Annotated in this window: 20 protein-coding genes and 1 pseudogene; 11 read left to right on the forward strand and 10 right to left on the reverse strand. The window is 40.1% G+C overall.

Going from position 1 to position 25,525, the window contains the following annotated elements; all coding sequences use genetic code 11:
- Window positions 1–36: 36 nt before the first annotated feature.
- From NCWK1_RS24050 to NCWK1_RS24070, 5 genes and pseudogenes are all read right to left on the reverse strand, one after another.
- A pseudogene (locus NCWK1_RS24050) lies at window positions 37–1,107 on the reverse strand (transposase); the annotation flags it as partial.
- A gap of 427 nt (window positions 1,108–1,534) precedes the next feature.
- The gene (locus NCWK1_RS24055; protein WP_103126449.1) at window positions 1,535–1,867 is read right to left on the reverse strand and encodes a hypothetical protein; all 333 of its coding nucleotides are present in this window, start codon (window positions 1,865–1,867) and stop codon (window positions 1,535–1,537) included.
- Window positions 1,867–2,253 (reverse strand): hypothetical protein, encoded by a 387-nt coding sequence (locus tag NCWK1_RS24060; protein ID WP_103126450.1) that lies wholly within the window; start codon window positions 2,251–2,253, stop codon window positions 1,867–1,869. Before NCWK1_RS24060 ends, NCWK1_RS24055 begins: the two co-directional genes overlap by 1 nt.
- A gap of 197 nt (window positions 2,254–2,450) precedes the next feature.
- The gene (locus tag NCWK1_RS24065) at window positions 2,451–2,924 is read right to left on the reverse strand and encodes a response regulator (protein ID WP_103126451.1); all 474 of its coding nucleotides are present in this window, start codon (window positions 2,922–2,924) and stop codon (window positions 2,451–2,453) included.
- Complete coding sequence (locus NCWK1_RS24070) at window positions 2,921–5,179, reverse strand: ATP-binding protein (protein ID WP_103126452.1); 2,259 nt, start codon at window positions 5,177–5,179, stop codon at window positions 2,921–2,923. The genes NCWK1_RS24065 and NCWK1_RS24070 overlap by 4 nt, the downstream gene beginning before the upstream one ends.
- A gap of 206 nt (window positions 5,180–5,385) precedes the next feature.
- On the opposite strand from NCWK1_RS24070, the gene NCWK1_RS24075 reads away from it, so the two are divergent.
- Window positions 5,386–6,807 carry a DUF3370 domain-containing protein gene (locus tag NCWK1_RS24075; protein ID WP_103126453.1) on the forward strand — a complete coding sequence of 474 codons (1,422 nt, stop codon included), beginning with the start codon at window positions 5,386–5,388 and terminating at the stop codon, window positions 6,805–6,807.
- A gap of 51 nt (window positions 6,808–6,858) precedes the next feature.
- Here the strand turns inward: NCWK1_RS24075 and NCWK1_RS24080 are convergent, their stop codons facing one another.
- Window positions 6,859–7,164: a small RNA NsiR4-regulated ssr1528 family protein gene (locus NCWK1_RS24080; RefSeq protein WP_103126454.1), complete on the reverse strand. Its 306-nt coding sequence runs from the start codon at window positions 7,162–7,164 to the stop codon at window positions 6,859–6,861.
- Between the two features lie 159 nt (window positions 7,165–7,323).
- Between NCWK1_RS24080 and NCWK1_RS24085 the strand changes: the two genes are divergently transcribed.
- Window positions 7,324–7,695, forward strand: coding sequence for a hypothetical protein (locus tag NCWK1_RS24085; RefSeq protein WP_096584906.1), 372 nt, complete (start codon window positions 7,324–7,326; stop codon window positions 7,693–7,695).
- An 83-nt stretch (window positions 7,696–7,778) separates the two neighbouring features.
- On the opposite strand, the gene ppc is transcribed toward NCWK1_RS24085, so the two are convergent.
- Both ppc and NCWK1_RS24095 read right to left on the reverse strand, forming a co-directional pair.
- Window positions 7,779–10,829, reverse strand: a complete 3,051-nt coding sequence (gene ppc / locus NCWK1_RS24090) for a phosphoenolpyruvate carboxylase (protein WP_096577115.1) — start codon at window positions 10,827–10,829, stop codon at window positions 7,779–7,781.
- Between the two features lie 100 nt (window positions 10,830–10,929).
- Window positions 10,930–11,169 (reverse strand): hypothetical protein, encoded by a 240-nt coding sequence (locus NCWK1_RS24095; protein ID WP_096577117.1) that lies wholly within the window; start codon window positions 11,167–11,169, stop codon window positions 10,930–10,932.
- A 217-nt stretch (window positions 11,170–11,386) separates the two neighbouring features.
- Here NCWK1_RS24095 and NCWK1_RS24105 point away from each other — a divergent pair, with 217 nt between their 5' ends.
- The 5 genes from NCWK1_RS24105 to NCWK1_RS24125 all read left to right on the forward strand — a co-directional run bounded on the left by NCWK1_RS24105 (window position 11,387) and on the right by NCWK1_RS24125 (window position 18,979).
- Window positions 11,387–14,413, forward strand: a complete 3,027-nt coding sequence (locus tag NCWK1_RS24105) for a DUF1574 family protein (protein ID WP_103126455.1) — start codon at window positions 11,387–11,389, stop codon at window positions 14,411–14,413.
- Between the two features lie 61 nt (window positions 14,414–14,474).
- A complete protein-coding gene (locus NCWK1_RS24110; protein WP_103126456.1) occupies window positions 14,475–15,974 on the forward strand; it encodes an MBOAT family O-acyltransferase in 1,500 nt (499 codons plus the stop codon).
- Between the two features lie 398 nt (window positions 15,975–16,372).
- Window positions 16,373–17,455 carry a photosystem II q(b) protein gene (gene psbA, locus NCWK1_RS24115; RefSeq protein WP_103126457.1) on the forward strand — a complete coding sequence of 361 codons (1,083 nt, stop codon included), beginning with the start codon at window positions 16,373–16,375 and terminating at the stop codon, window positions 17,453–17,455.
- Window positions 17,456–17,602: 147 nt separating this feature from the next.
- Window positions 17,603–18,073 carry a DNA phosphorothioation-associated protein 4 gene (locus NCWK1_RS24120; RefSeq protein WP_103126458.1) on the forward strand — a complete coding sequence of 157 codons (471 nt, stop codon included), beginning with the start codon at window positions 17,603–17,605 and terminating at the stop codon, window positions 18,071–18,073.
- Between the two features lie 24 nt (window positions 18,074–18,097).
- The gene (locus NCWK1_RS24125) at window positions 18,098–18,979 is read left to right on the forward strand and encodes an HNH endonuclease (protein ID WP_103126459.1); all 882 of its coding nucleotides are present in this window, start codon (window positions 18,098–18,100) and stop codon (window positions 18,977–18,979) included.
- Between the two features lie 45 nt (window positions 18,980–19,024).
- Here NCWK1_RS24125 and NCWK1_RS24130 read toward each other — a convergent pair whose 3' ends face one another.
- Window positions 19,025–20,623, reverse strand: a complete 1,599-nt coding sequence (locus NCWK1_RS24130) for a DGQHR domain-containing protein (protein WP_103126460.1) — start codon at window positions 20,621–20,623, stop codon at window positions 19,025–19,027.
- Between the two features lie 153 nt (window positions 20,624–20,776).
- Here NCWK1_RS24130 and dndC point away from each other — a divergent pair, with 153 nt between their 5' ends.
- Window positions 20,777–22,417, forward strand: coding sequence for a DNA phosphorothioation system sulfurtransferase DndC (dndC, locus tag NCWK1_RS24135; protein ID WP_103126461.1), 1,641 nt, complete (start codon window positions 20,777–20,779; stop codon window positions 22,415–22,417).
- Here the strand turns inward: dndC and NCWK1_RS24140 are convergent.
- Complete coding sequence (locus NCWK1_RS24140) at window positions 22,414–22,656, reverse strand: helix-turn-helix domain-containing protein (RefSeq protein WP_103126462.1); 243 nt, start codon at window positions 22,654–22,656, stop codon at window positions 22,414–22,416. The two genes, dndC and NCWK1_RS24140, sit on opposite strands and share 4 nt — an antisense overlap.
- Before the next feature lie 121 nt (window positions 22,657–22,777).
- Between NCWK1_RS24140 and NCWK1_RS24145 the strand changes: the two genes are divergently transcribed.
- The 3 genes from NCWK1_RS24145 (at window position 22,778) to dndE (ending at window position 25,524) form a co-directional block, all read left to right on the forward strand.
- The gene (locus NCWK1_RS24145; RefSeq protein WP_103126463.1) at window positions 22,778–23,032 is read left to right on the forward strand and encodes a hypothetical protein; all 255 of its coding nucleotides are present in this window, start codon (window positions 22,778–22,780) and stop codon (window positions 23,030–23,032) included.
- Between the two features lie 108 nt (window positions 23,033–23,140).
- Window positions 23,141–25,129, forward strand: a complete 1,989-nt coding sequence (gene dndD / locus NCWK1_RS24150; RefSeq protein ID WP_103126464.1) for a DNA sulfur modification protein DndD — start codon at window positions 23,141–23,143, stop codon at window positions 25,127–25,129.
- A 5-nt stretch (window positions 25,130–25,134) separates the two neighbouring features.
- Entirely contained in the window at window positions 25,135–25,524 is a 390-nt protein-coding gene (gene dndE, locus NCWK1_RS24155) for a DNA sulfur modification protein DndE (RefSeq protein ID WP_096577143.1), read from the forward strand.
- Window position 25,525 lies beyond the last annotated feature (1 nt).

Genomic DNA, 25,525 nt, shown 5'->3' on the forward strand with positions numbered 1-25,525 from the left:
GCACCTTGAAATGTGAATGTTAAATCCTTGACTAAGTGTAAGGTGAGCAAGGCGTTCAATATTAAGTAAAAGAAGATACACAACTATGTGAGGAAAAATAGATTCTCTTGCTGTTTGTGCCGCTTGACCCCAATCAGGCGGTGATGCAGACTTTATATGGAGATAAGTCCAATGGGCGATGAGGTAAGCAGTCAGCGAAAGGATAAGCCAGCGATACATACCCAGCAGAGTCCCTTGTCCAAAACGATGCAAACCAAAGCGGTGTTTGGCAGTTTTAAACCAACCTTCAATCTGCCACCGACGTTTACCCCACCACTTGAGAGTAGAAGCTTTGATAGGTCGAGTAGACAAAACAAAACGCTTTTCTAACTTGCCATTATCACGCTTTAAGTAATACCAAGAAACAGTAACAGGAAAGCTTAAACCAAACAGATAAACCTGTTGACCTTGCTGATGTAAACGTCTTAAAAGTCTACCATCGGCTAACTTACGACTGATAGATACACCTGTAACAGCATGATATTTAACTTGGCGTACACCTTCAAGAAATTCGACACTACCAAAAGCTGTATCAGCTAAAATAATAGTTTGGAAATGTTGAGTTAAAGATTGAGGTAAACGTTTGACTAATTTTAGTCCAAGCTGGGAAGGGGATGGAGTTCCCTTACCCCTCCAAACACGAAAATTCCAAGGAATACGCCATCTTCCTATAACTAAATAAACGACAACTATATGTAGACCGCGCTTGCCGTTGTAAACTCTAATTAAGTCACCAAATTCTGAGAACTTGCCCCGCTTCTCTAAAGTTGTTAAATCAATAATGACTTGTAAAAATGGTTTTCGTCCTGGATTAGATGACGATAATATCTTTAAAATTGCTTCTAATGCGTGGTTACGAATTACCCTAATCATCTTCCTTGTTGACCAAGGGTTTATGTTTAAGAATCTGCTGATTGCGCTTGAAGATTTTGTCTGACTGTGTTCTGGTAACGGGTGTCCTTGTGCCTCTAAAAATAAAGTCAGCATGGCTTCTAAATTATCTTTCTGATACTGCGTCGGCATCAGTTCTTTAAGGGTGTAAACTAGATTTTGGGCGTGGGAAAGCATCTTCTTAGTGCTTTTTATCGATCTACATTTCACGCCTTTTTTCTCATGTTTTCAGCTTTAAAAGCAAGCCTGACGATTTCATATTAGTCATTTCCTTGCTCATGACGCTCAAAGCATCATCTCCGCATTTTGTCATTCCTGCGGTTGAATACTTAGGAATGCCAAGTTAAGCAGTCTATTTAGCTACAAACTTATTTTCCTCATACTTCTTCCGTTACTGTAATCTTTTGCGCTGTTTATTCATTTTTTACGTGTTTACCCAGCTAGGTGCAAGATCTGAGTTAACCAAAAAAGTCAATCAAATACAAACTTTTAAAATCGCAGAAAAAAGTAGCTGTTTCACAGTCAAAAATCTGTAATAATTCAGGAATCATACAGGCAAACTGCTGTTCAAGCGGAAAAAATGATCACTTGAAGTTTGCTGTATCTACTCATATCTATGCTTTTTAGATTTAATAACTTCAATCACATCATCATGACGTTGCCCTTCGATAATATCATTTAAATGAATCTTCCCATCAATATATTGCAGATGAATGCGCCAGCCAGATAATTTATCAATATCGGCGCGATATATTGCTTGTTTAATGCCTTTAACTTTTCGCAGTCTGGTTTTGGGGAAATTTCTAGTTCTGTGGCATTCATTATCTTCTAATTCTGCTAAAGATTCTAAAAAATCAATTTTTAATTCATGAGGTAAAATCTTCATAGCTTCATAAATCACACCATGTTCATCTAGAAGTGGTTTAATCTGTGGCATCAGCTAGAGTGAACCTCAATCTCTTGACTTTTCATACTAAAATCTTGGTAGAGATAGTCAGCTACTGAACTATATGCTTGTGAAGCATTTTCAGTACTAACAACTCTAAATAAAGTGATCACCGTAGCATCAAAAATCGGATCATCATCAATTGTGAGGATAATTCTTAAATCTTTATCAATTATCAACGCATAAAGAGAAGAATCATACTCAGTGTTAAATTTAATATTTTTTAATTTAAAGGCCTGATTTTCTAGTAATTTTCTATTTTTGGAAATTAAATCTACATAACGATTCAATTTCTTAATAATTTTAAATTTTTCCCTATTGTTAAATTTTTCTAAATCTTGTTCAAATTCTTTAGTTGATTCAATAAGTATTTCCATTTAAGCAATTCTTGAATCAGAATACGAAACTGAATTTAATATAGCTGAGAATTATCAATAGTTGAAGTGTTCTTAATAGCGGTTATAAACTAGTGCAGGCTCAATATTTTTGGTTAACTTGCTCAGAGGGTGAGATGGAATAAAAATAATATGCAGGTTAACAGAAAATCAGTATCAGCACTTTTACAGAACCAGGATTAATACTCCAGATGTTCAGGAAGCTTAGTCACCTCAAACCAGTAGCGGATCAGCGTTTGTATATCTCGTTTTAATTGCTCAAAATTTATCGGCTTGACGATGTAGCTGTTAACTCCGTATCGGTAACAATCTTCGATATCTTTGGGGTTATTGGAGGTGGTGAACACGACAACTGGAACGGTTTTGAGATGATCATCTTGTTTGATCTGGCGCAATACCTCTCTACCATCAGTTCCAGGTAGGTTTAAATCCAGAACAATCAACCCTGGCATTAAGGAAATTTCGCGATCGCGATAGTTCCCAGTGCGGTAAAGAAACGCTAAAGCTTGTTCGCCATTTACACACCGCTGAATGGAAATTTTCATGGGCGATCGCTGTAACAATCTGTGTAGTGCCTCAAAGTCTTCATTACTGTCTTCCACAATTAACAGCAGGGGTATTTTGGGGATAGGTGAAGTGGAAGTAAGATTCAAGCGATTGCCTCCGGTGCTAAGGTGAAGTAAAATGTACTACCTTGAGTAGGTGTAGATTCTACCCAAATTCTCCCCCCGTGCCGTTCTACAATTTTGCGAGCAATAGTTAATCCGGCACCAGTTCCACCGCCAAACTCGTCCCGTCCATGTAAGCGGCGGAAGATTTGAAAGATTTTATCGAGATGCTTTTCCAGGATACCAATGCCGTTATCACGGACGTAGAAAATTGGTAGTGCTGTTAGCAGAGTGTTGGGAGGCTCCTGTTGAATGTAGCCAATTTCCACCCACTTTTGGGCTTTATCGTTGTACTTAATAGCGTTGCTGATGAGGTTGGTGAAAAGTTCATTCACCTGAGCGCGATCGCACTCAATCTTGGGCAGAGTTTGCGGAATCCGAAATTCAATTTCACTTTGCGGTCGTGTAATGCTGAAGGTATTGATTACCTGTTGTAATAAATCCTGCAAGTTCACTGTTTGCCGCATGATTTCAGCGCGTCCCAAGCGAGAGAAATGCAACAGTGAATTGATCAGGTCTTCCATCCGTTGCGTCAACCGCACCAAAGTTTGCAGTTTGGCTATTCCATCTTGATTGAGTATTTCTGCATAATCTTCCATCAAAAAGTTAGCGTAGTTGTGAATGCCGCGCAGTGGTTCCTTCAAATCGTGGGAAGCAATATAAGCAAAGGAATCGAGTTCCTCATTGCTGCGTTGTAATTCAAAATTCATTGAGGCCAATTCGTCGGCTTGGCGTAACACAATACCGACAATTAAACTCCGTAATTCTGTAACTGCTGTAATTTCGCAGAGTTTCCAAGGTAAGGCATAACCCCGCACTGTTTCTTGCCACAACTCAAAGGATTTACGCGGCGACATCCGGAAACTGCCATCGGACAAAACTTCCACAGGCTTGTGAGGGTTGCCGCCCCAATTCACAGTTTGAATGACTTCTGGTCGAAACCAGATAATGTAATTGTGATGTACCCTAGAAATTTCTAGGGCTAACACTCCACTGGCGATCGCTGAAAACGACGCACCATCTGGATAGTTTTTAGAGAGCGATGGTGTTTCAAATACACCTTGATCCAGTTGTGGTTTAATCCAGTTGAGTAAAGCATGTACTTCTGCTTCTGAGGGTGTTTCCCCTATTTGAATACACTGGTTACTGCTGTAAATCACCACTCCAGTAGCTTTTACCAGATTGAGTAATTGAGATTTCAACTGCACCATTCCATCGAGGAAATACTTGGTTTGAGATAAAGCCTCGACAAATTGAGTTTGTAATGACTTCAACTGCATTTTGTAGTCGATGTCTTCACTGGCTTCTTTATTCGCCAGTTCTACAGACATCACCTGTCCAATAAATTCACAAGTGGTACGAATGTTGTAGGGAATATATTTAGGTGACGAATGATGACAGGCAATTAATCCCCACAACTGTTGATTTTGCATCAGAGAAATGGACATGGAAGCCGTCACGCCCATATTTCGCATATACTCCAAGTGAATTGGCGAGACACTCCGCAACACCGACAAACTCAAATCGAGGGGTTGATTAGTGAGGGGGTGATTTGGCGGAATTAAGGCAACAGGCTGATAGTTGACATCTGGAATCAGCCGCAACCAATTGAGGATGTAAAGATGTCGGGCTTGCTTGGGAATATCGGAAGGTGGGTAGTGTAAATCTAGATAAGGTATTTCCTGGTCAGTATCTTCAGCAATGACGCAGCCTGCACCTTCTTGATCAAACCGATAGACCATGACGCGCTCAAAGCCAGTAATGTGCCGAACTTCTTTCACCACAATCTGGCACATCTCTAGCAATGTGGGTGCTTTTTGAATCCGGGTAATAGTTCCCTTCACCTGGTGATAAAAGTCAACAAAATCGGTTTTTTGTTTCGCCTTTTTTGGTTCTAGTTCCAAAATAATGACTGAATCTAAACGATGGACAATGCCATCAAAATACATAGATTTATTTGAATGCTTGAGTGACAAGTCGAGGGGATTAATACTCTCGAAATCTTCTGTGAGGCATTGCTGAATTTTCTGAATTTGCTTGGCATCCAGTAAGTATGATAGCTGTTTGCCTAACAGTTCCTCTGGTTGATAACCAATTATTTTTCGAGTATTATTACTTACTTGCATGATTTCGAGATGAGAATCTTGCAACACTAGCAAGACCCCGTGAGGCTGAATTAATCCCGGAATATGAATCGGCTCGCGATCGCAATTTGTCAAATCAATCGTCTTATCAGCCATACCCTACTTGCCCAACTTCTTTTTTGGCGATCAAGCGGCTAAAAGCCGCTTATCTCAGTAATCTCCCTTATTGTATCTTGCTTCTATGTAACCTCAATTTGCTGTGATATAGATAATTCTTGTTCTAATTTTGTTAATTTGTTGAACTTATGCTGTAGTTATTCGAGTTGGTTTTTAACACCACACTTTTCTGGAGCTAATTCTTTATGACTAATAAACTAGCATCGCCTTTATTTATTTTCTTATTGGGAATTGCTATTACTCAAACACTTGGCTGCAAAAGTTTTCAGAATGGTTCAGCAGTTGTTGCCCAAACTTCGCCCAAACCAGCACCTCAAGACATTGTACAACCAGGAGAAGTCCGCGCCTTACCTGGCCAGTTAGATAAAATTCCTGTTTTTAACAGCAACAGCCCAGAATGGATTAAAAATGAGGGAATTTTACTTTCTACCTTTCCGGGTAATGGTAAAAAAGTTCCCGCCGCCCACCTCAATTTTCCATTTCAAGGACGCTTTGATTTATTTGCCCATCATTACACCCACACTCCTAAAGATTTACAAACGTTATACATCGGGGTATTGCTACATAACCCTAGTAAAAAATCTGTGACGGTTGATGTTTTGCAAGCGGCGAGTTATTTAATGCAAGATGCACCGTTTGTCACCTTGCCGCCTTACCAAGAAAATAATGATGGTAAAGTTTATTCTGGGCCTGGGGCGAGGGCTGTTAGTGATGTTTTACGCGGTGTCCGTCAAGCAGATTTCCCGGCTAAGATAGTCATTCCTCCCGGCGGAAGCCGGATGTTGCTGAATCATCCCATTCCTGTCAAGAATTTAGCCAAGCCTGTGAATGGTCGCTCTAGTTTTATGCGTCTGCGGAGTAGTAACAAAGTGTACGCAGCGAGTTTAGCAATGTTTGCGAAAAAAAATGCTGATGGTTCCGACCGTGCGCCTACTCTAAAAGAATGGCAAGCTTTATTAAATAATGGTGGTTTTGCTGGCCCAAGAGATAAAACTCCAACTCCACCCGATGCTAAAGGTGGTTCATTAATTTATGGACGTGTGGCTGGTGTTTCTCAAGGTTCCCAATGGCAAGCTAATTTGGTAGATAATCCCAAAGCCCAGTATTTAACTATTCCTGAGCGTGGTAAAGGGATTTCCTATCCTTTAGTTACTCTGCGTGGTGGTCGATTGGGTACTGAACAAATCCAAACGGCGCAAATGTTGGTGCGTTACCCTGATACCGCCTACGAAGCGCACGGTAATTATGGGGTGGAATATAATCTGAGTTTGCCTTTAAAGAATAATACAAACCAACCGCAAAAAGTTACAGTCACACTGGAAACACCTTTGAAAGAAGACAAGCTGTCTCAAGGCGGTGTTCGTTTCCGCCAACCCTCTCTCGATTTTCCGTTTTTCCGGGGTACTGTGCGGCTGCGTTATGTTGATGACCAGGGAAAACAAAATACACGCTATGTGCATTTATGGCACAGAACTGGTCAGGTTTTGGCACCATTGGTGCAGTTTGTTCTAACTCCTGCAAGCCAACGTCAAGTGCAGGTAGATGTGATTTATCCGCCAGATTCTACACCACCGCAGGTTTTGACTGTGAGAACTGTGGAACAGTGAGTGTCTGGTTATGGTGGGTTACGCTGTTGTTAACCCACTCAAGGTAACTAACTATTTACCGCCGTAGAAAAAGGCAATTTCTTTTTCTTTGAGAGGTGCAAAACCTGCTTCTGTTAGCTTTTGATCGAGTTCTGGTTGGGGAATATGTTTAGCACCAATTCTGACAATGCGCGATCGCATGGTATTAGAAACACCACTACGCTGTCTATTTGCTTCTAGCCCCATGACTTGGTGATAAAGGTCTAGCTTGGCGGTAGGAATGGGAGTCCCATCAAAATCTATCCCTTTGGCGATCGCTTCATCAATGGCATCTGCACCTGTGGTTGAGGAATTTACTTGATTAGTTTCAGCAGTCATGGCTATTTGCTCTTTCTTCGTTCTGGGTAGATTTTACCAGTGTTGGGATCGTGATTTGAACGCAAAGGGGCGCGGTACTGGTGGAGTGTGAATCAAGACTTGGCATTTTGGGAAATTTTGGATTAACCTCGAACCATCGGTATGGCAATAGGTGAGGCTATGTCTGAGGCGCACATTTCTCAAAACAACGATCGCACCCTGGAAAAAGCACTAACCAATAGGATTATTGATGATTATTTCGATAATTCTGAAAGTTGGCTAAGAGCGATTTTACGTATGTGTATATTCTCGTTAGCTCACTTGAACAGAAAACCAGTATTTATTGTGGAATGTCCAAATCAAGCTGTAGCTAAACGTTTAAGTCGCAAAACTTATCCTTTTCGGGGGCTAGTATATTATTTAACCGATAATTTGTATAGTGGCGATCGCACTTTGTTTTGTTATCAAGAAAGTAAGGATGGTTCTTGGCGTTGTTTTGATACAAGTACCAATTCGTGGAAAAATTTGAGTAATTTGCGATCGCGCAGCTGAAACCTTCTACCTTGTCCCCCTTGTCATTGGTCACTAGAACCATAAGGACGAATGACCATTGACAAAGGACTCTGCGAAGCAGATCAACCTGTATTTCGCATTCCCGCAGCGATACCATTGATGGTTAACAGTGCGCCTCGGAGTAATTCACCTTTGCTGTAACGGGAGTGAATGACACCAGAGGTAGCTGTAGTATTTTTGGCTTGGCGCAGGCGCTTGAGTAGTGAAACTTGAATGAACCCCAGGGGGACAATTGTCCCGTTACGTAATTGTACTGAACGCTGCAATACAGGATCACCATCCAAAAGTCGATTGTGTCCAGTAATTTTCAGGACAAAATCTCTTGTGAGATAATACTCGCTGGCGATTTGCTCGAACACTTTATCAAATCGTTCTTTGTCTTCTGGGTTGGATAGTTCCTGGACGTAGTGTCGCGCCATTTGCATATCGACTTTCGCCAAGGTCATTTCGGCTTTGGAAATCACCATTTTGAAGAACGGCCACTTCATATAAAAGTAGCGCAGTAATTTGAGGTGTTCCTCTGGTTCTTCATTTAAGAATTCTTGCAATGCTGTCCCGACTCCATACCAGGAAGGTAGCAAAACTCTCGTTTGTGTCCAGCTAAATACCCAAGGAATAGCCCGTAGACTGCTTAAATCTTTCTTACCAGAAGGTCGTCGCGCGGGACGAGAACTAATTTGCAGTTGGCTAATTTCTTCAATGGGAGTGACTTGGTTGAAAAAGTCGATGAAATCTGGTTGTTCGTAGATTAAAGCACGATAGTGTTGCCGCGATCGCGCTGCTAGTTCTTCCATAATTTCATTCCAGGGTTCGATATCATCAAACCCTGTTCGCAGCAAACTAGCTTGAATAACAGCGGTGGTGACGGTTTCTAAGTTGTATAAAGCTAAATCCACCAAGGAATATTTCGAGGCTAAAACTTCGCCTTGTTCGGTAATTTTAATTCGCCCGTTAATACTGTGGCCTGGTTGGGCTAAAATCGCCTCGTAAGCAGGGCCGCCACCCCGCCCCACAGAACCGCCGCGACCGTGGAAAATCCGCAAGTCCACACCATATTCTTCGGCAATTTTCTGTAACGATTTTTGGGCTTTATGAATTTCCCAGTTGCTGCTTAAAAAGCCGGAATCTTTGTTGCTGTCGGAATAACCCAACATGACTTCTTGCAAGTCGGGGGTGAGGACTGAATGTTGATTTGATTCAGGGGTAGCTAGTCTTTGCTGAATATTTTCGTAGCCACCAGCTAATAAAGCCCGATATAAGGGAAGTTCAAACAGCTGACGCATGATGCTGCGAGAACGCTGTAAGTCTTCTACGGTTTCAAATAACGGTACAACTTGAATTGTGCCGACAGCAATGGCTGGGTCAAATAATCTGGCTTCTTTGGCTAAGAGTAAAACTTCGAGTACGTCGCTGACTTGACGACACATACTAATAATATAAGTTTGGCAGATATTGACACCAAACTCTTGTTGCAGCGATCGCAAAATTCTAAAGGTTTCAATTACATCGTTGGTTTTTTCAGAAAATGGCAATTCCGCCGGAATCAACGGACGGCGGGTTTGCAATTCTGAAGTTAACCAAGCCACGCGCTGTTCTTCTGTGAGGTCGTCGTAAGCTTGAGGTAAAACTTGCAGATATTCTAAAATCTCATTCAGCGCATCGGAATGACGGGTTGATTCTTGACGGATATCTAATTGTGTCAGGTTAAAGTCAAAGATTTCCACTTGACAAATTAGATTCTCCAGTTCTCGACAACTCAGACCAGTTTCGCTTAAATTATGCTGAATTAACCGCAGTTCTGCTAAAAATTCGGCTCCCGAACGGTACATTGGCGCATCTTCGTTGGTGGGAGTTTCGCGTTTATATAATGCTAAATTGCGATCGCGGGTATTTTCCAGCCGTCTGAGTACATAAGCCAGTTTCAAGCGATAAGGTTCTTGGCGATAACGCAAAGCCAGGGCATCATATATATCACTTAACTGTGACTGATCTAATTCCAGCGATTCTAATAAATCAGGTAAAACATCACTCCAGTGCATGGAGATGCTTAATAACTCAATCAATGTTTTCACTGATTGGATATATCTCTCCAGTACCATTTTGCGCTGATAGCAAGCTGTTTTCCACGTAATTTCTGGTGTGACTGATGGGTTCCCATCTCTATCGGAACCTACCCAGGAACCAAAGGAACAAAAGTTTTTGCGCGGTGGTTCTAACCAATCAAAGGTTTTACTCAAAGCATACTTAAAGCGTTTATGCAGTTGAGGAATGCCATCAAATAATACTTCTTGGAAGTAGTGCAGGGCATAATCTACTTCGTCTAAAACTGTGGGTTTGAACTGATGGAGTTCATCGGTACGCCACCACAGCCGGATTTCTTCTAGTAGCTTTTCCCGTAACTCCCCTGATTCCCAAGGATATGCGCCAGCGCGATTTTCTACCGCATCTATCTGTTGAAGAAGATTGACTACTTGTCTTTGTTTATCGCGGATGGTGTGACGCACAATTTCTGTGGGGTGGGCTGTGAACACCAAACGCACATCCAACTGCGAAATTAGCCGTTGAATTTGTTGGGGTGGTACATTCAAATCATATAGATGGGGAAACAGAGTGGCAAATGTACCTTTCTGTTTGTTGTGCATTTTGTTAACCCAATTTTTGGCTAACAAGTCTGAACCTATACCTGTGTTAACAAAGGCATCATCTTCTTTATCGTTGGAAGAGTAGCTACTATCAGAGACCGTTTCTGCGCCCTTAGATTCTGTTTCTATTTCTGAATAACGGGTTAATTGCTGCTTCTGCTCGTATTCCTGCTCTATGATGTTAATTAGCTGGAAGTATAGCGCAAAAGCCCGCGCCGCCCGAATCGCTTCATTAATATTTAGTTGTTCAATCAATTTAACGGCTGAAGCGGCTTGGTCGTTTGTGGCTTGTCCTTCTGGCGAACACAAATCTCGCAACTGCCGCAATAAGTCTACCATTTTCTGACCACATTCTTGCCGCAGGACGTTCTCCCATAATTCTTCAACTATTTGGAGACGACGACGTAAAAATAATTCTGACGCAGGGTAATAATTCGCAGCGTGTGACACAGAGTATAAAAGCGAACTCATATTTGCTTCTCTTGTACAGCCAATTACTGTTTACATTTTTGAACTTTGTGATTTACGCTCATTGTTTTCTATGAGCGATTTATTTTTTTAAGTATAAGTTTTAGCTTTTATTGGTTAATTCATCGTGATTGGGAAAGGGAAGAATCGGCAGGCGATCGCCGCGAAACAATTCTTCACTAGCTTGGCCTATAGATTCTAGGGCTTTAAGTGTGAATTTTTCGGTGGTCAGCAGCAGTAGTATGGACGCTGTACCTATTTCCAGGATAAAAGATTGGGGAATGCTAAACAAAACCAGATTTAGTTCGGGGTTGGGTGAAGATTGGGAGGTGATAGGAGGCATTGCTAATTTTTGGTTGTTGGCAAACGAGGAAAATGAAACGCGAAACTCAAAATCTGTATGACTTGCAACGATATAAGACTATCTTGGCCTATTTTGCAAGCACAGAAGGTAACAAAAGTGTTAAAAAAAAACAGCAAAATGTGATAGACGTTATGGTTCTAGTTTACAAGCGCAGGCAATACCCCCGAATACTCGCTTCCTGTAAAGTTAACTGCCCATGAAAAAAGTATTACCAGATAGCCAGCAAACTTTAGTGCAATGGGTAAGCCAAGCAATAGGGATTAACACTTTAGGGGTGAAAGTCCGGTTGCGGGGAAATGACCTACACATTCTTTGTGAAGCAATCGAGTGTCCTCAACGCTGGCGCACTCTTTCTGATTTACTTCACGCACTCCAGCAAACTGATTTAGATGTCTTAACCAATAACGAACAACCCTCAATATACCAAGTATTGGTTTACGGGCGAAAAAAGGGCGAAAATCGTCCCCAATGGTGCCATCGGGTGCATCTAAATCAGTTAGATAAGCATTTAGAACAGGTAGAGCAAGCATTAAAAGACGCGGAATCATCAAAGTCTGGCGGGGCGATGATTATCTCAAATGAGAGTTTAGCCCGTCGTGGCGACCCGAATGCGATCGCTCATTATCTCAGTGAGACTCTGAGTTCTCTGGGTGTGGGTGTTCAAGTCAAAATTAAGCCGCACCAACCCAAAGACAAAAATCAAGCACCAACAAATCGTTTATGGGTTTTTTGTCAATCTGCCTATAGCCCTGATTCTTCATTATTGGCAGAAACAATTGCCCAAAAACTCAGACTGTTAAAACTGACTGGCTACCAAGATGCAGTTATTACTTCCCAAGTTAGTGGGGAAACCAGTAATGATTGGGTACTGCGGGTAGATTTGACTCCTCCAGAAGTGATGCTCAAAGAATGGGCGCGTTGGGGAGATATACAAGCGATCGCGCGGTTATTAACAGAAGTATTATTAGAATTTAAAGTCACTGTCCAAGCATCACTTAAAGAATCCACTCTGCATCTTTTTTGCTCCCCTGCTTTTGATCCTTTAGAAGATGCACCTGCACCCGATAAAACAAAATGTCTCGATATTATCGTATCCCATCTAGATGCGATCGCTCCCCAAGGCATTCTCGGTGCTACGATTTATGGGCAAAGAACCGCCCAAAAGCAACCAGCTTGGATTGATTGGATTTCTTTACCTGCGGCGCAACATCCAGCTTTGGCTACTTCTGCTTTAGAGTTAGCAATCAATGGAGATGAACCAGCAACTCATTTTTTACTAGAACGCTTACTCAATACTGATTTAGAATGGCGCTTAAAAACAGGCGGTATTCGCGTCATTTTACTCCACAAAGGTGACTTACTGCACATTATGTGCGATGCGCCTATATGTCCCAACCGTAAACAAGTAGCTAATAAAGTTACCCAGTTTGTCCGCCAGTTAAAATTACCGGGAATCACCGGGGTCAGGGTTTACGGTCGTCGTGCGGGAAATAAAGAACCAGTTTGGCATCATGGCGTAGATTTTGTGCAGCGCCAACGTTTAGTTCCCGAAGCTACCCCAGAGTTTGCTGCGGCTTCTGAATATGTGGGTGAATTGATAGTTAAAGATAGCCAAGAACCCATTTTCCGCCCCGATTTAACCTCAGAAGAAGTTCAAAATTTTGTCACAGAAGTAGCGCGAGATTGGATTGTCACTACCAGCACAACATTTAAAAATTTATTGTTAGGCACACAAATATTTACAGAATTCGGACAGTCAGATGTAGCAGATCCTGATTTACAAGGTGGACTCAAAGTTGCTTTAGTTTGGGGAACATTGGGACTATTGCTCACACTCCAAACTGATTGGATTAGTGGTCAACTGATTGCTCGGACATTACCACATAAACCACAGGTAACTAATGTTGCTGCATCTGCTGAACAAAAGCCGCCAGCACCCGCCAAAGCCAAACATAAAGAAAAATTAGAATTCTTGGCTAATTCATCTGGGCAGAAATTATCAGATTCCAAAAATTCAGCCTTTAACGCCTCTGGGTTTACGGTTAATGAGGATGATCCTGAGCCTACAGCTTTAACAGCCGCACCATTAAAAGAAAAAGCCACAGCATCGGCTATTTTATTAGCAGCGCGATCGCAAATGCCAAGTTTTAATGCCCGGCAATTAGATGAGCAACTAGCATTGTATCGACAACAATTAAATATTAAAGGCAAGCCGCCAGATATCTTAATTATTGGTTCTTCGCGGGCTTTGCGGGGAGTTGATCCGGCTGCATTAGCCAAAGGGCTAGGAAAACAGGGATATCCCAATCTTGACGTTTTTAACTTTGGTGTAAATGGTGCGACAGCCCAAGTTGTAGATTTTATTATTCGTCAAGTACTAGAGCCAACAGAACTGCCAAAACTCATTCTTTGGGCTGATGGTTCTCGTGCTTTTAATAGTGGTCGAGACGATATCACATTTAATGCGATCGCTGCTTCTCCAGGCTATCAAAAAATCTTAGAAAAAGCCCAAAATACTGCTGTTGAAGAAGAAACTGCTAAAAATCCGGCAATATCTCCAGAGAAACCCAAACCTGATAAAAAGCCAGATGAAATTACTAATTATCAAGCTATAAATAATGGGTTCAATCAGATTTTAGCTGCTTTTTCTAGTACCTATCAAAATCGTAACCAGCTTAAATCCTTACTGCATAAGCAATTTGATAGTTTGCCATTAATTAGCGATCGCAATTCCCCCCAGACATCATCAACTGAATCTATTTCTGAAAGTTCCGAAGATGAAGCTTCTCTGCAAGCAGTTGATTTTGATGGTTTCTTACCTTTATCGGTGCGGTTTAATCCGGCTCGATACTATCAAAAACATCCCAGAGTTACTGGCAACTATGACAATGACTATAAATTATTTCATATAGAAGGCAATCAAGATACAGCCTTCCAAGAAGTTTTGAAATTTACTCAATCTCGGCAAATTCCTCTGGTGTTTATTAATATGCCTCTCACGGCTGAGTATTTAGATCCAGTCCGCAAAAAATATGAGCAAGAATTTCAACAATACATGATTCGGTTAGCGGCTAATCCTAATTTTATTTATCGAGATTTTAGCCAACTTTGGCCAAGAACAAATGATTATTTTTCTGACCCCAGCCATCTTAACCGCTTTGGTGCTTACGAAGTATCGAAAAAACTAGCAATCGACCCCGTAATTCCTTGGTCAACGAAATAGGGAGGGGAGACAAGGATGAAAAATCACAAATAACAAATGACCATTGACTAATGACTAAAATATGAACTTTATATCAATTTCCTACGGCATATTTTTACTCAGTATATTAGGCATTTACTGGACTGTAGCCGAACAAAAATGGCGATTATGGACTTTATTAATTGCCAGTCTGGCTTTTTATGCTTCGTGGAGTATTCAATACATCCCGCTTTTAATCACATTGACCTTTATTAACTTTCGCTTGGGTAGAGAAATTGGCAAAAATACTTCTCCGGGCGAACATAATCTTGATTGGCAAATTTCTAATGAAGAATGGCAGTATGCTAATGCAGATTGGAGTAGTCGTAGACTAAAATTATTATGGCTAGGTGTCATATTAAATGTTTTATTATTGCTAGGGTTTAAATATATTTCTCCCATATTAAACCTAGTTTTTCCCATACAAACCAATGCGCCAGAAGCATCTTTTAAAATAATTGCACCTTTGGGAATTTCATTTTTCACTTTTGAGTGTATTGCTTATTTAATAGATGTTTATCGCGGCGCTCCTGCTACTGACAATTTTCTGAAATTTGCTACCTACAAACTGTTTTTTGCCAAATTAATTTCCGGGCCAATTACGCGCTATCACAACTTAGCAACTCAGTTAAATACACTTCAATTTCCCACCGCGGAAAGAGTAGCCGAAGCATTATGGTTAATTGCTAGAGGTGCAGTCAAAAAAGGACTTTTGGCAGATAATTTAGGTATTTTTGTAGATTTATGCTTTGGAAATTTGCAACGCGCAGGTAGTGGTGATCTTTGGTTAGCGACTTTTGCCTATGGTTTGCAATTATATTTAGATTTTAATGGTTATGTAGACATTGCTCGTGGCACGGCTTTGTTGTTTGGTTTAGTTCTGCCAGAAAATTTTGATTTTCCTTACTTCAGCACCAGTATTGCCGATTTTTGGCGGCGCTGGCATATAACTTTAGGTGATTGGTTACGTAACTATGTGTACTTTCCTTTAGGTGGTTCTCGCCGTGGTTTGATGCGTACTTGCTGGAATTTATTTATTGTGATGGTAATTGCAGGTATTTGGCATGGTTCCGCCTGGGGTTTCTTTGTTTGGGGTATTCTCCACGGAATTGCTTTAGCCGTTCATCGCCTAACAGATGATTTGAGCGATCGCCATGAAAAAATAGCGCATTTCTGGCAAAATCCTTTTGGTATATTTATTGCTTGGCTGTTAACTCAGTTGATGGTTTTTACTTCTTGGATTTGGTTTCGTTTACCTAATCTCCAAGATTCTTCTTTAGTATTTCAACATCTTTGGGGTTACACTGCTGATGCACAGTTCGCCCAAAAAGTGTACGTAGAAGCTTTAACTATTAGCCCTTACCAACTAACCTGGATGCTGATGATTTTAGCGGCTTTTATGGGGCTGGTCTACGCTTTGAATGGTCGATTAAAACTAGAGTTAAACTGGCCAATTAAGCTGGTTTTCGTACCCTTGTGCTTTTATATTGTGTGGTTGTTAGCACCAGAAGGCAGCTTACCTTATATATATTTTGATTTTTAAGCTCAAACACATCTCAAATGAAGAACTTGTCGTAATTTGTATTCACAAAATAATAATTAACTTCTCAATGGAATACATACCGCTACTCACATAATATTTTTATGAGAGAATTTAAAGTTAATTTGTAAATAAATGTAAAGCTATGTAACTAGCGATCGCCGCAATAAAATTGATGAGTTATTGAAATCTCTTACCTCATTTAAATCAAGGCTTTTGCTGCTGTTAATCGTTACTATAAATCCGAGTCAAAGCTTTACATTCAAGTGAGTAAAATTCAAGAATATATTACAGAATATTAAGCGAAACATCCGATTAAAGTAAATTCATGTAGACTTATTTCAGCGGGCAAGAAAAAATTGTCTGTCCAATATTTAACGAAACATAGCAATCATAAGAAAATGACTACAACCTTACAACAGCGCTCTAGCGCCAACGTATGGGAACGGTTCTGCAACTGGATCACCAGCACCGAAAACCGCATTTATGTCGGTTGGTTCGGTGTATTGATGATCCCTACATTGCTGGCCGCAACCGCCTGCTTTGTAATCGCTTTCATCGCTGCTCCTCCAGTAGACATCGATGGTATCCGTGAACCTGTTGCTGGTTCTTTGATCTACGGAAACAACATCATCTCTGGTGCAGTTGTTCCTTCTTCTAACGCGATCGGTTTGCACTTCTACCCAATCTGGGAAGCAGCTTCCTTAGATGAGTGGTTGTACAACGGTGGCCCATACCAACTAGTAATATTCCACTTCCTCATCGGATGTGCTTGCTACATGGGTCGTCAGTGGGAACTATCCTACCGCTTAGGTATGCGTCCTTGGATCTGCGTAGCTTACTCCGCGCCTTTGGCATCTGCTACCGCAGTATTCTTGATCTACCCAATCGGTCAAGGTTCCTTCTCTGATGGTATGCCTTTGGGTATCTCTGGAACCTTCAACTTCATGATCGTGTTCCAAGCAGAACACAACATCTTGATGCACCCCTTCCACATGTTAGGTGTGGCTGGTGTATTCGGCGGTTCCTTGTTCTCCGCAATGCACGGTTCTTTGGTAACTTCTTCCTTGGTTCGTGAAACAACCGAAACTGAATCCCAAAACTACGGTTACAAATTCGGTCAAGAAGAAGAAACCTACAACATCGTAGCTGCACACGGCTACTTCGGTCGCTTAATCTTCCAATACGCTTCATTCAACAACAGCCGTTCCTTGCACTTCTTCTTAGCTGCATGGCCTGTAGTCGGTATCTGGTTCACAGCACTAGGTATCAGCACAATGGCGTTCAACTTGAACGGTTTCAACTTCAACCAATCAGTGATTGACTCCCAAGGTCGCGTCATCAACACCTGGGCTGACATCATCAACCGCGCTAACTTAGGTATGGAAGTAATGCACGAGCGTAACGCTCACAACTTCCCCTTAGACTTGGCTGCTGGTGAAGTTGCTCCTGTTGCAATCAGCGCTCCTGCTATCAACGGTTAATTTTCTAGAGTCGTTGTTTTACAAAGACTCTAACTAATAAGAACGCTCTCCTGAAAAGGGGGGCGTTTTTGTTTGCGTTGATTGGGTATTGGGGGCGATCGCTCTTAGCTTTCGGGTATCATAACTACAACGTAAATATTTAAATCAATGGCTGCAAATAGAATCAAGGTTGCCAAAGATAAAGCCGAGTTAGTTAAATCATTAGTCGCCTCAAAAGACACAACAGGGCCTTTTCAAACTTATGTAGAAGTGATGGTATTTGCTGCTGCTTTAGGTGTTAGATATAAAAAGTGTATACCTTTAGGCGAGACTACCAAAAGAGAACCTTCCCCCATTCCCCAAGAGAACTTTGTCTCTTTGGGGCATGAATTAATAATTAAATTATTAGGAATTAATGAAACACAAGATATAGAAATTATTTCTTCACGAGAAGAAGAATATGAAGATAAACGCACCCAAATTTTTGAAGAATATGCCAATGGAGGACTAGAAATTTTACAAACTGAATTACGTGGAGCAGTAGATTATTCAGAGCGTATTCTTTTATTCTTAATTGCCGAAAAAGATAATAAGGAACCTATACATGAAGAATTTGACCTTACTAGATTTTTAAGTTAATTTTTGAATGAACTTAATAAAATTATGAAGACCTTAAATTACTATTATGAATCTTTTTCTCAATTAAATGTAAGTACTAGTAAAAAACGTGGTGTTGCTAAATATAAACCAATATTAATTTTAACTATAATTGATTTAGTTACACGAGGAATTCTTAATGAAAATAAAATTTCAGTATCAGAAGAATTAGTTCAAACATTTAAGCGATATTGGAGTATTTTAGGTTCTAAGTCTTATCAAGGTGGTTTACACTATCCATTTATTCATCTACAAAGTGAAGGGTTTTGGCATTTAGAATTTAAGCCTGATTATAATGGACTTCAGCCAAAAACAACTAACAAGCTAAGAGAGTCTGTAGAATATGCTTCGTTAGATGATGAACTATTTGATTTTTTACAAGATGAATATTCAAGGCAAGAGTTAATTGATGCAGTGGTAACAACTTTCTTTCAAGAGCAGCAAGAAGAATTTGAAGATATTTTGCAAATTAACCAATCTTTTCAAGAAGAAGACTTACCCACATTAACGAACTTTGATCATAATCCAAAATGGGGTGTTAGAAAAGCTTTCATTAGAAATGCTTTTTTCCGAAAAACTATTGTTCATATATATGATTCTAAATGTGCTTTTTGTGGAATTCGAGTTACTAAAGCGGCAAATCAAAACATTGTAGATGGCGCACATATCAAACCATTTGCCCAATTTTATGACAGCAGAATCCATAATGGTATTGCTCTTTGTAAAAATCACCATTGGGCTTTTGACCGTGGTTGGTTTACTGCTGATCAACAATATAAAATTATTGTGAGTGGGGGATTAGAAGAAATCTCTCCTCATACTAAACCTATGAAAGATTTTCATGGTGAAAGGCTGCTGTTACCAAATAAAGAGCAATACTTTCCATAACTAGAAGCCTTACAATGGCATCGCCAAAATATATTTCAAGGCTAATTACAACACAGGTGGAAGTCCTACTTCTTTGAGTTCCACAAATTCACCATCAAAACCAATTGTTTTATTTTCCACACTTCTAGCATTAGCTAAAGCCTTACGAAGTTCAGCACGTTCCATTGAATCTTCAATTCCACCCAAAATGTAAATTAGTAACTTAGCAGCTAAATCTTTTCCAGAAACTTGCACTCGCTTTTTATTCGGGTCATATAAAATCCCATACCAAAGAGATTGAGGATATTCCATTCCAGTAAAGCCGCCTTGTTGGTCAAACTTTTTCAATTTCTTGAAAATGCTGGCTAGAGAAAACCCTTTTTTAAACACCAAAAATCCCAATGCTTGGGCTATAGCAACTTGCGCTACAGGACGGAAAAGTATATTAGCTTCACCGCCATCTTTTTCAAAACTAAATCTTCGTAAAACTGGTGTATCTTCATGTTCCAAAACTTTGTAACTAGGTAAATTAGCCAAGTTATCAAACAGCTTTTTAAATTCCGCAATTCCCTGCTCAATTTCTTCATCTTCTGGACGCATCGGAATTAAACCTTTTTCCAATGGTTTCCAGTGAGGAAATTTTTGACCTAAATATCGCTCAGACATATCTTGTAGAGCTTGTAATGTTGTCAAAACTGTAGAATTTGTGGCTACAGTTGCACTATTCCAATTAACACGCGGGTTCCGATTTGGACGTTGTTCTAAAAGTGGATGAGTTACTGCAATTTTTCGCGCCACAATCGAAAAACCGTCATCTTCATTTAACTGTGCTAACTGACCTTTAGTTAAAGGTGCAGCCATCAAATTAACATGAACAAAAATAGACCTTACCCTTCTTCTGGCTTCGTTACGAGTTTCCCCAGAATTTACTGTACAAATGAACTCAATACCAATTTTTTCTTTAGGTAAGCTTTGTAAATAAGCAGGGTCTACTTGATATTGCTCGATTAAATCTGACACTGTAATAAAACTATCATCAGCAGTTTTATCTTTCTTATATCGCTGGAGTTTACCAGTTTTAATTAACTCAATTAAACCCTGAACTCCCATTAGCCTATGTTGACCATCTAGTGCATAAATGGTGACATTCTCTTCAGAAACATTCAGTAAGCCTACCTTCCCATCTTTATCTAGAGGTGTAAAATCGGTAGTAGATTTTGTAGCCCGTTCTTCACTATCCCACTCAGATGCTTTAGCATCATCCACCCAAGGCTGATTAATTACCACTAACACTGGTGGAAACTTATGATTTTTTCTTGCAGCTAAATACTGAACTAACGGTGCTTGACGCGACCAGTCAACGGGACGCTGTTGAATTTCATCGATACTATCTGCGTCAATTTCAATGTTATCTGTCTCTTGATTGTACTTTTTTTGTAGCAGAGGTAAACCAGAAGCGAAATGAACTCTGCTGGCAAACCATTCTAAGCTGACGGAACCAACATAAGCTTCACTTCCGCCCATCTCAGTTTTTTGAACGAGAATTTGGTCTTTTTTCTCTAAAAACTTATCTAAAAGTAAAGCTAGTACCTCTTTTTCCTTGTTTTCTCTCTCCAGGTACTCTTTAGCGATATCAGCAGTTGGGTCAGATGCAATGTCTCTCATATTAATTTTTAAAAACTTAGTCTTGTAACCTAGCTATATTGTCCAAAAAGTTAGATACTAATAAATCAGTTTTTAAAAACTTTTTGGGAAGCCGCGCATTCCATACGCTGGAGTAAAAAGCGGTAACGCCCAAATGTCCAGAGGTAGGAAGCAATGACTGAAGCACAACAACCAGAAAATAAAGGTCAGCAGACACGTACTGTAGCAGAGTTGGTAGAGTATATCCAAGTTCTGACAACTGAAATTCAAGAATTGTATTGTTTGGATGCCATACCTTGGGTTGTTGGTTATTCGGGGGGTAAGGACAGCACAGCGACTTTACAGCTAGTCTGGAATGCGATACTGGAACTCCCACAGGAGAAGCGAACTAAGCCAATCCATGTTATTACAACTGATACAGGTGTAGAAAATCCTTATGTAGCTGCTTGGGTACGCAACTCACTAGAGCAAATGAAAATAGCAGCTCAAGAACAACAAATGCCAGTACAACCGCATTTATTACAGCCAGAAGTTAAACAAACATACTGGGTAGGTTTAATTGGCAAAGGCTACCCAGCACCACGTCATAAATTTCGTTGGTGTACTGGACGATTGAAAATTGATCCGTCTAACCTTTTTATCCGTAATGTTATCAGAGCTAGTGGTGAAACAATTGTTGTACTAGGAACACGCAAAACTGAAAGTACCAATCGTGCTTCTATCATGGCCAAACGTGAAATTGGCCGAGTACGAGAACGCCTTAGCCCTCATCCCAGCCTCGTTAACTCATTGCTTTACACTCCTATAGAAGATTGGCGCACTGATGAAGTTTGGCTGTATTTAATGCAATGGGATAATTCTTGGGGATACAGTAACAAAGACTTATTTGCTATGTATCGAGGTGCAACAGCCGATAATGAATGCCCCTTAGTTGTTGATACTTCTACCCCTAGTTGTGGTAGCTCTCGTTTTGGATGCTGGGTTTGCACACTGGTTAATAGTGATAGGTCTATGCAAGCGATGATTCAAAATGATGAGGAAAAAGAATGGCTACAACCTTTAATTGATATTCGCTTAGAAGAATTAAACATTGATCATGACCGTGATAAACGAGACTTCCGCCGTATATGGGGAGAAGTTCAACTATTTGAACGTAACTTAGATGGAGAGATTTCTATTGAACCAATACCCGGCCCTTACGTTAAATCTTGGCGTGAACATCTATTAACACGACTCTTAGAAGCGCAAACAAAAATCCGTCAAACAGCACCAGAAAATATGCGCGATATCAGCCTTATCTCTATTGAAGAATTGAGTGAAATTCGGCGTATTTGGTTAGAGGAAAAACACGAGTTTGACGACAGTTTACCCCGCATTTATCAAGAAATAACTGGTGAAGAATTTAAAGACCCACGGCCAGGCGCAGACCTTAGCTTATTAGGTAGCGATGAATGGACTGTGTTAGAAGAAATCTGTGCTGGTAACGAGATGCACTTAGAATTGATGGCGAAACTTTTAGACACAGAACGTCAATTTCGCAAAATGTCCCGTCGTGTAGGAATTTACGAAAGCTTAGAAAAATGTTTTGCTACCAGTTCTCGTTCTAAAGATGAAGCAGTGAAAAATGCTCATTTAAAACGAGATTTGAAAACAGCAGTTGAACAAGGTGATATTGAAAAAGTCAAGCAACTAACTTTAGCCGATTTTGTCGCACCAGAGGAACAAGCAAGTAAAGCTGACACACAAATTGATCCTGCTGACAATGCAAAAACTTGGTCAAATATGAAATTTAAAAAGAAACAGACAAAGGCTTAAACTTGCTGGTCATCATTAGCATCTCCCAAGTACAACCTAATAAACTCTTCGGCGGCGGCTGGGTTAATTTTCTTGAGTGCATCACGAATTTCTAACAGCGTATCAGCAACAGGGTCAGTCATCTCATTAACCCATCGGTGAACGTTTGGCCGTCCTGTTCCCATTGTTACTGCTAACTTGTTTTGGCTGATGCTGTATGTTTCTAACACCTGTTTCAACGCTTTTCCTGCTTTTCCCATGCCTTTGATTGTGTCAAAGGCTCATAACCTAGTAAATGTTCTGTATATGTAACAAACGGTGTAAGATTATCTTGTTACGTTTATGTAACAGTAACTTTTACCAGCAAGCAGGTAAATTTCCATGACTAAAAGCTTTGTAGCCGAGACTATTCAAACCACCCCGTCGCTTGTTTCTACTCACAAATTTACAGAAACAACACCCGATAGAGAGTCTGTCAAAGTAGTAATTTATGGTTCTAAAAGAGGTGTTAACAACACAATTTTGACTTTATATAAACTTGGTTTTGCGGAAGTTAACGAGTGGAGTCCTTTATTACCTAGTTCTAGCCCTGGCGAAGTTATGAGTATTTTAACAAGGCATATTCAGACAAACTAATTAGTGGTTCATCACATTCATTTTAAGACGTGGGAGTGGTCAGATCCCCGACTTCTTAAAGAAGTCGGGGATCTCAAAACCCATCTAGCCTTTTATCTATAAAGACAAATGATATTTTTGGAACTGGTATTACAAAATTTTGGCCCTTATTCTGGCAGACAAGTAATTAATCTTGACCCAAGAATTGAAGAAAATCCCCGCCCGATTCTTTTATTAGGCGGTATGAATGGCGGCGGAAAAACTACGCTGATGGATGCAATTCGTCTGGCATTATATGGACAACGCGCTCAATGTTCGACGCGCGGTAATTTGAGCTATAGTGATTTTTTAAATCAATGTGTTAATAGTAAAGCTACTCCTGCTGAAAAGACACGTATTGAGTTACTTTTTGAACATATCGAAGATGATCAGCCAGTCAAATATCGGATTGTGAGAACTTGGGAAAAAAATCCTAAAGATGGTAAAGATACTTTAGGAATTTTAGGCGATGATGACACTTGGCCAGTTGATTATTTGGTGAATATCTGGGACGACTATATAGAAAATTTGTTACCTTTAGGAATTTCTAATTTATTTTTATTTGATGGTGAACAAGTTAAAGAACTAGCAGAACAAGAAACACCGCCACAAGTTGTTATTGAAGCTATTCGTGGACTATTAGGGCTAGAATTGGCAGATAAGTTAGCAGTTGATTTAGATGTTTTAGTCAACCGCAAGCGCAGAGAAATGGCTGATACAAAAGATTTAGCTAATCTAGAAGAAATTGAACAAAGGTTAGGACAGCAACAAGAAGATTATCACAAGGAGGAAGAAAAATTAGCTAGTATTAAAAATCAAGTTGAAGCATTAGAAATTATCCAACGGGAAGCCTTAGATAAATTTGTATCTGATGGTGGTAAAATCGCTGCCGAACGCAGCCAATTAGAAGAGAAACAAAGAGAAAAAACTACTGCTGTAGAAACAATTCGCCAATCTTTATGTGAGTTAGCTGCTGAAATTTTACCTTTAGCTTTAATTCCTAATTTATTGAGTCAGGTACAAGCACAGGGAACAAATGAATTTCGGACTCAACAAGTGCAACTTGCTAGAGATGTTTTGCTTGAGCGAGATAAACGGTTACTTGATTGGCTAAATCAGTTAGCGATCGCCTCAGCACAAATCGATAAAATTCAATCTTTTTTAGCGGAGGATGTTGATAATTTATATGCAAGTTCACTCCAAACTAAAGCACCTTGGTTATTAGCTGACGAAGAAAGTTTGAGTCAGTTAGATAATGTGAGATATCATTTACAGAATGCTTGTAATCTAGCCAAACAACATTTGGTTAAACTGAAAAATCTGCAAGAAGAAATTATTACTTTAGAAAGACAAGTGCAAACCGCCGCCGAACCAGAAGCTTATCAAAAGCTACGTGAAGCTGTGGAAGCCGCGCAAAAAGAAGTTGTACAAGCTAAAGCAAATTACGAAACTACTCGGATAAAATTAGCAGCGTTAACAGAGGCGATTGAAATAACCAAAAAAGAATTAAACGATTATACTGACAAAAATATAAAACATAAAAATAGAGAACATATTATTACCTCAGCTACTAACGTTCAAGAAACGCTGAAACTTTTTCGAGAAAAATTAACGCTGAGGAAGCTAAATAAATTAGAGGAGGAAGTGAAGAACTGTTTCCTCTATTTACTGCACAAATCAGATTTAGTATTTCGCATTGCTATTGATACTAAAACCTTTGCCTTATCTCTGTTTGATTTTGAGGGTAAACAGGTTCCTAAACATCGATTGTCGGCTGGGGAAAAGCAATTACTTGCGATCGCCTTCCTTTGGGGACTCGCCAAAGTCTCTGGCTTGCGCTTACCAGTAGCCATTGACACACCACTTGGCAGACTTGACTCTTCCCACCGCCAAAACCTAATAGAAAAATACTTCCCCGCCGCCAGCCATCAAGTAATTCTCCTTTCTACTGATACAGAAATTGGTAAAAAAGAAGTCGAAACGCTGAGGAAAAATGAAGCGATCGCCCGCGAATACCTCCTCAAATACGACTCATCCACTCGTCAAACTACAGTGATGGAAAATAAATATTTTTGGTAAAAGATATGGAATCTCCAATTGAAAGAATTAAACTTTCTCAAACAGCTAAAGACCAACTGCAAAAACTTAAACGCAACACCAAAATCGACCAATGGAATATCCTTTGTCGTTGGGCGTTGTGTCGTTCCCTTGCTGAACCAACTCCACCCTCACCCGTTCCCATTGTTTTAGATAGTAATGTAGAAATGACATGGCGTGTTTTTGGTGGCGAAATGTCTGATATTCTTCTCCTTGCCCTCAAACAACGCTGTCATAATGATGGCTATGCCACAGATAAAGAAACCTTAGCAACTCAATTCCGGCTACATTTGCATCGTGGGATTGGTTATTTAGCAGGCGATCAAAATATCAAGAAAATTGAAGATTTGATTGCGATCGCCCTAGAGAAGATATAAG

It is taken from the genome of Nostoc cycadae WK-1 (genome assembly GCF_002897135.1).
Classification (GTDB): domain Bacteria; phylum Cyanobacteriota; class Cyanobacteriia; order Cyanobacteriales; family Nostocaceae; genus Nostoc_B.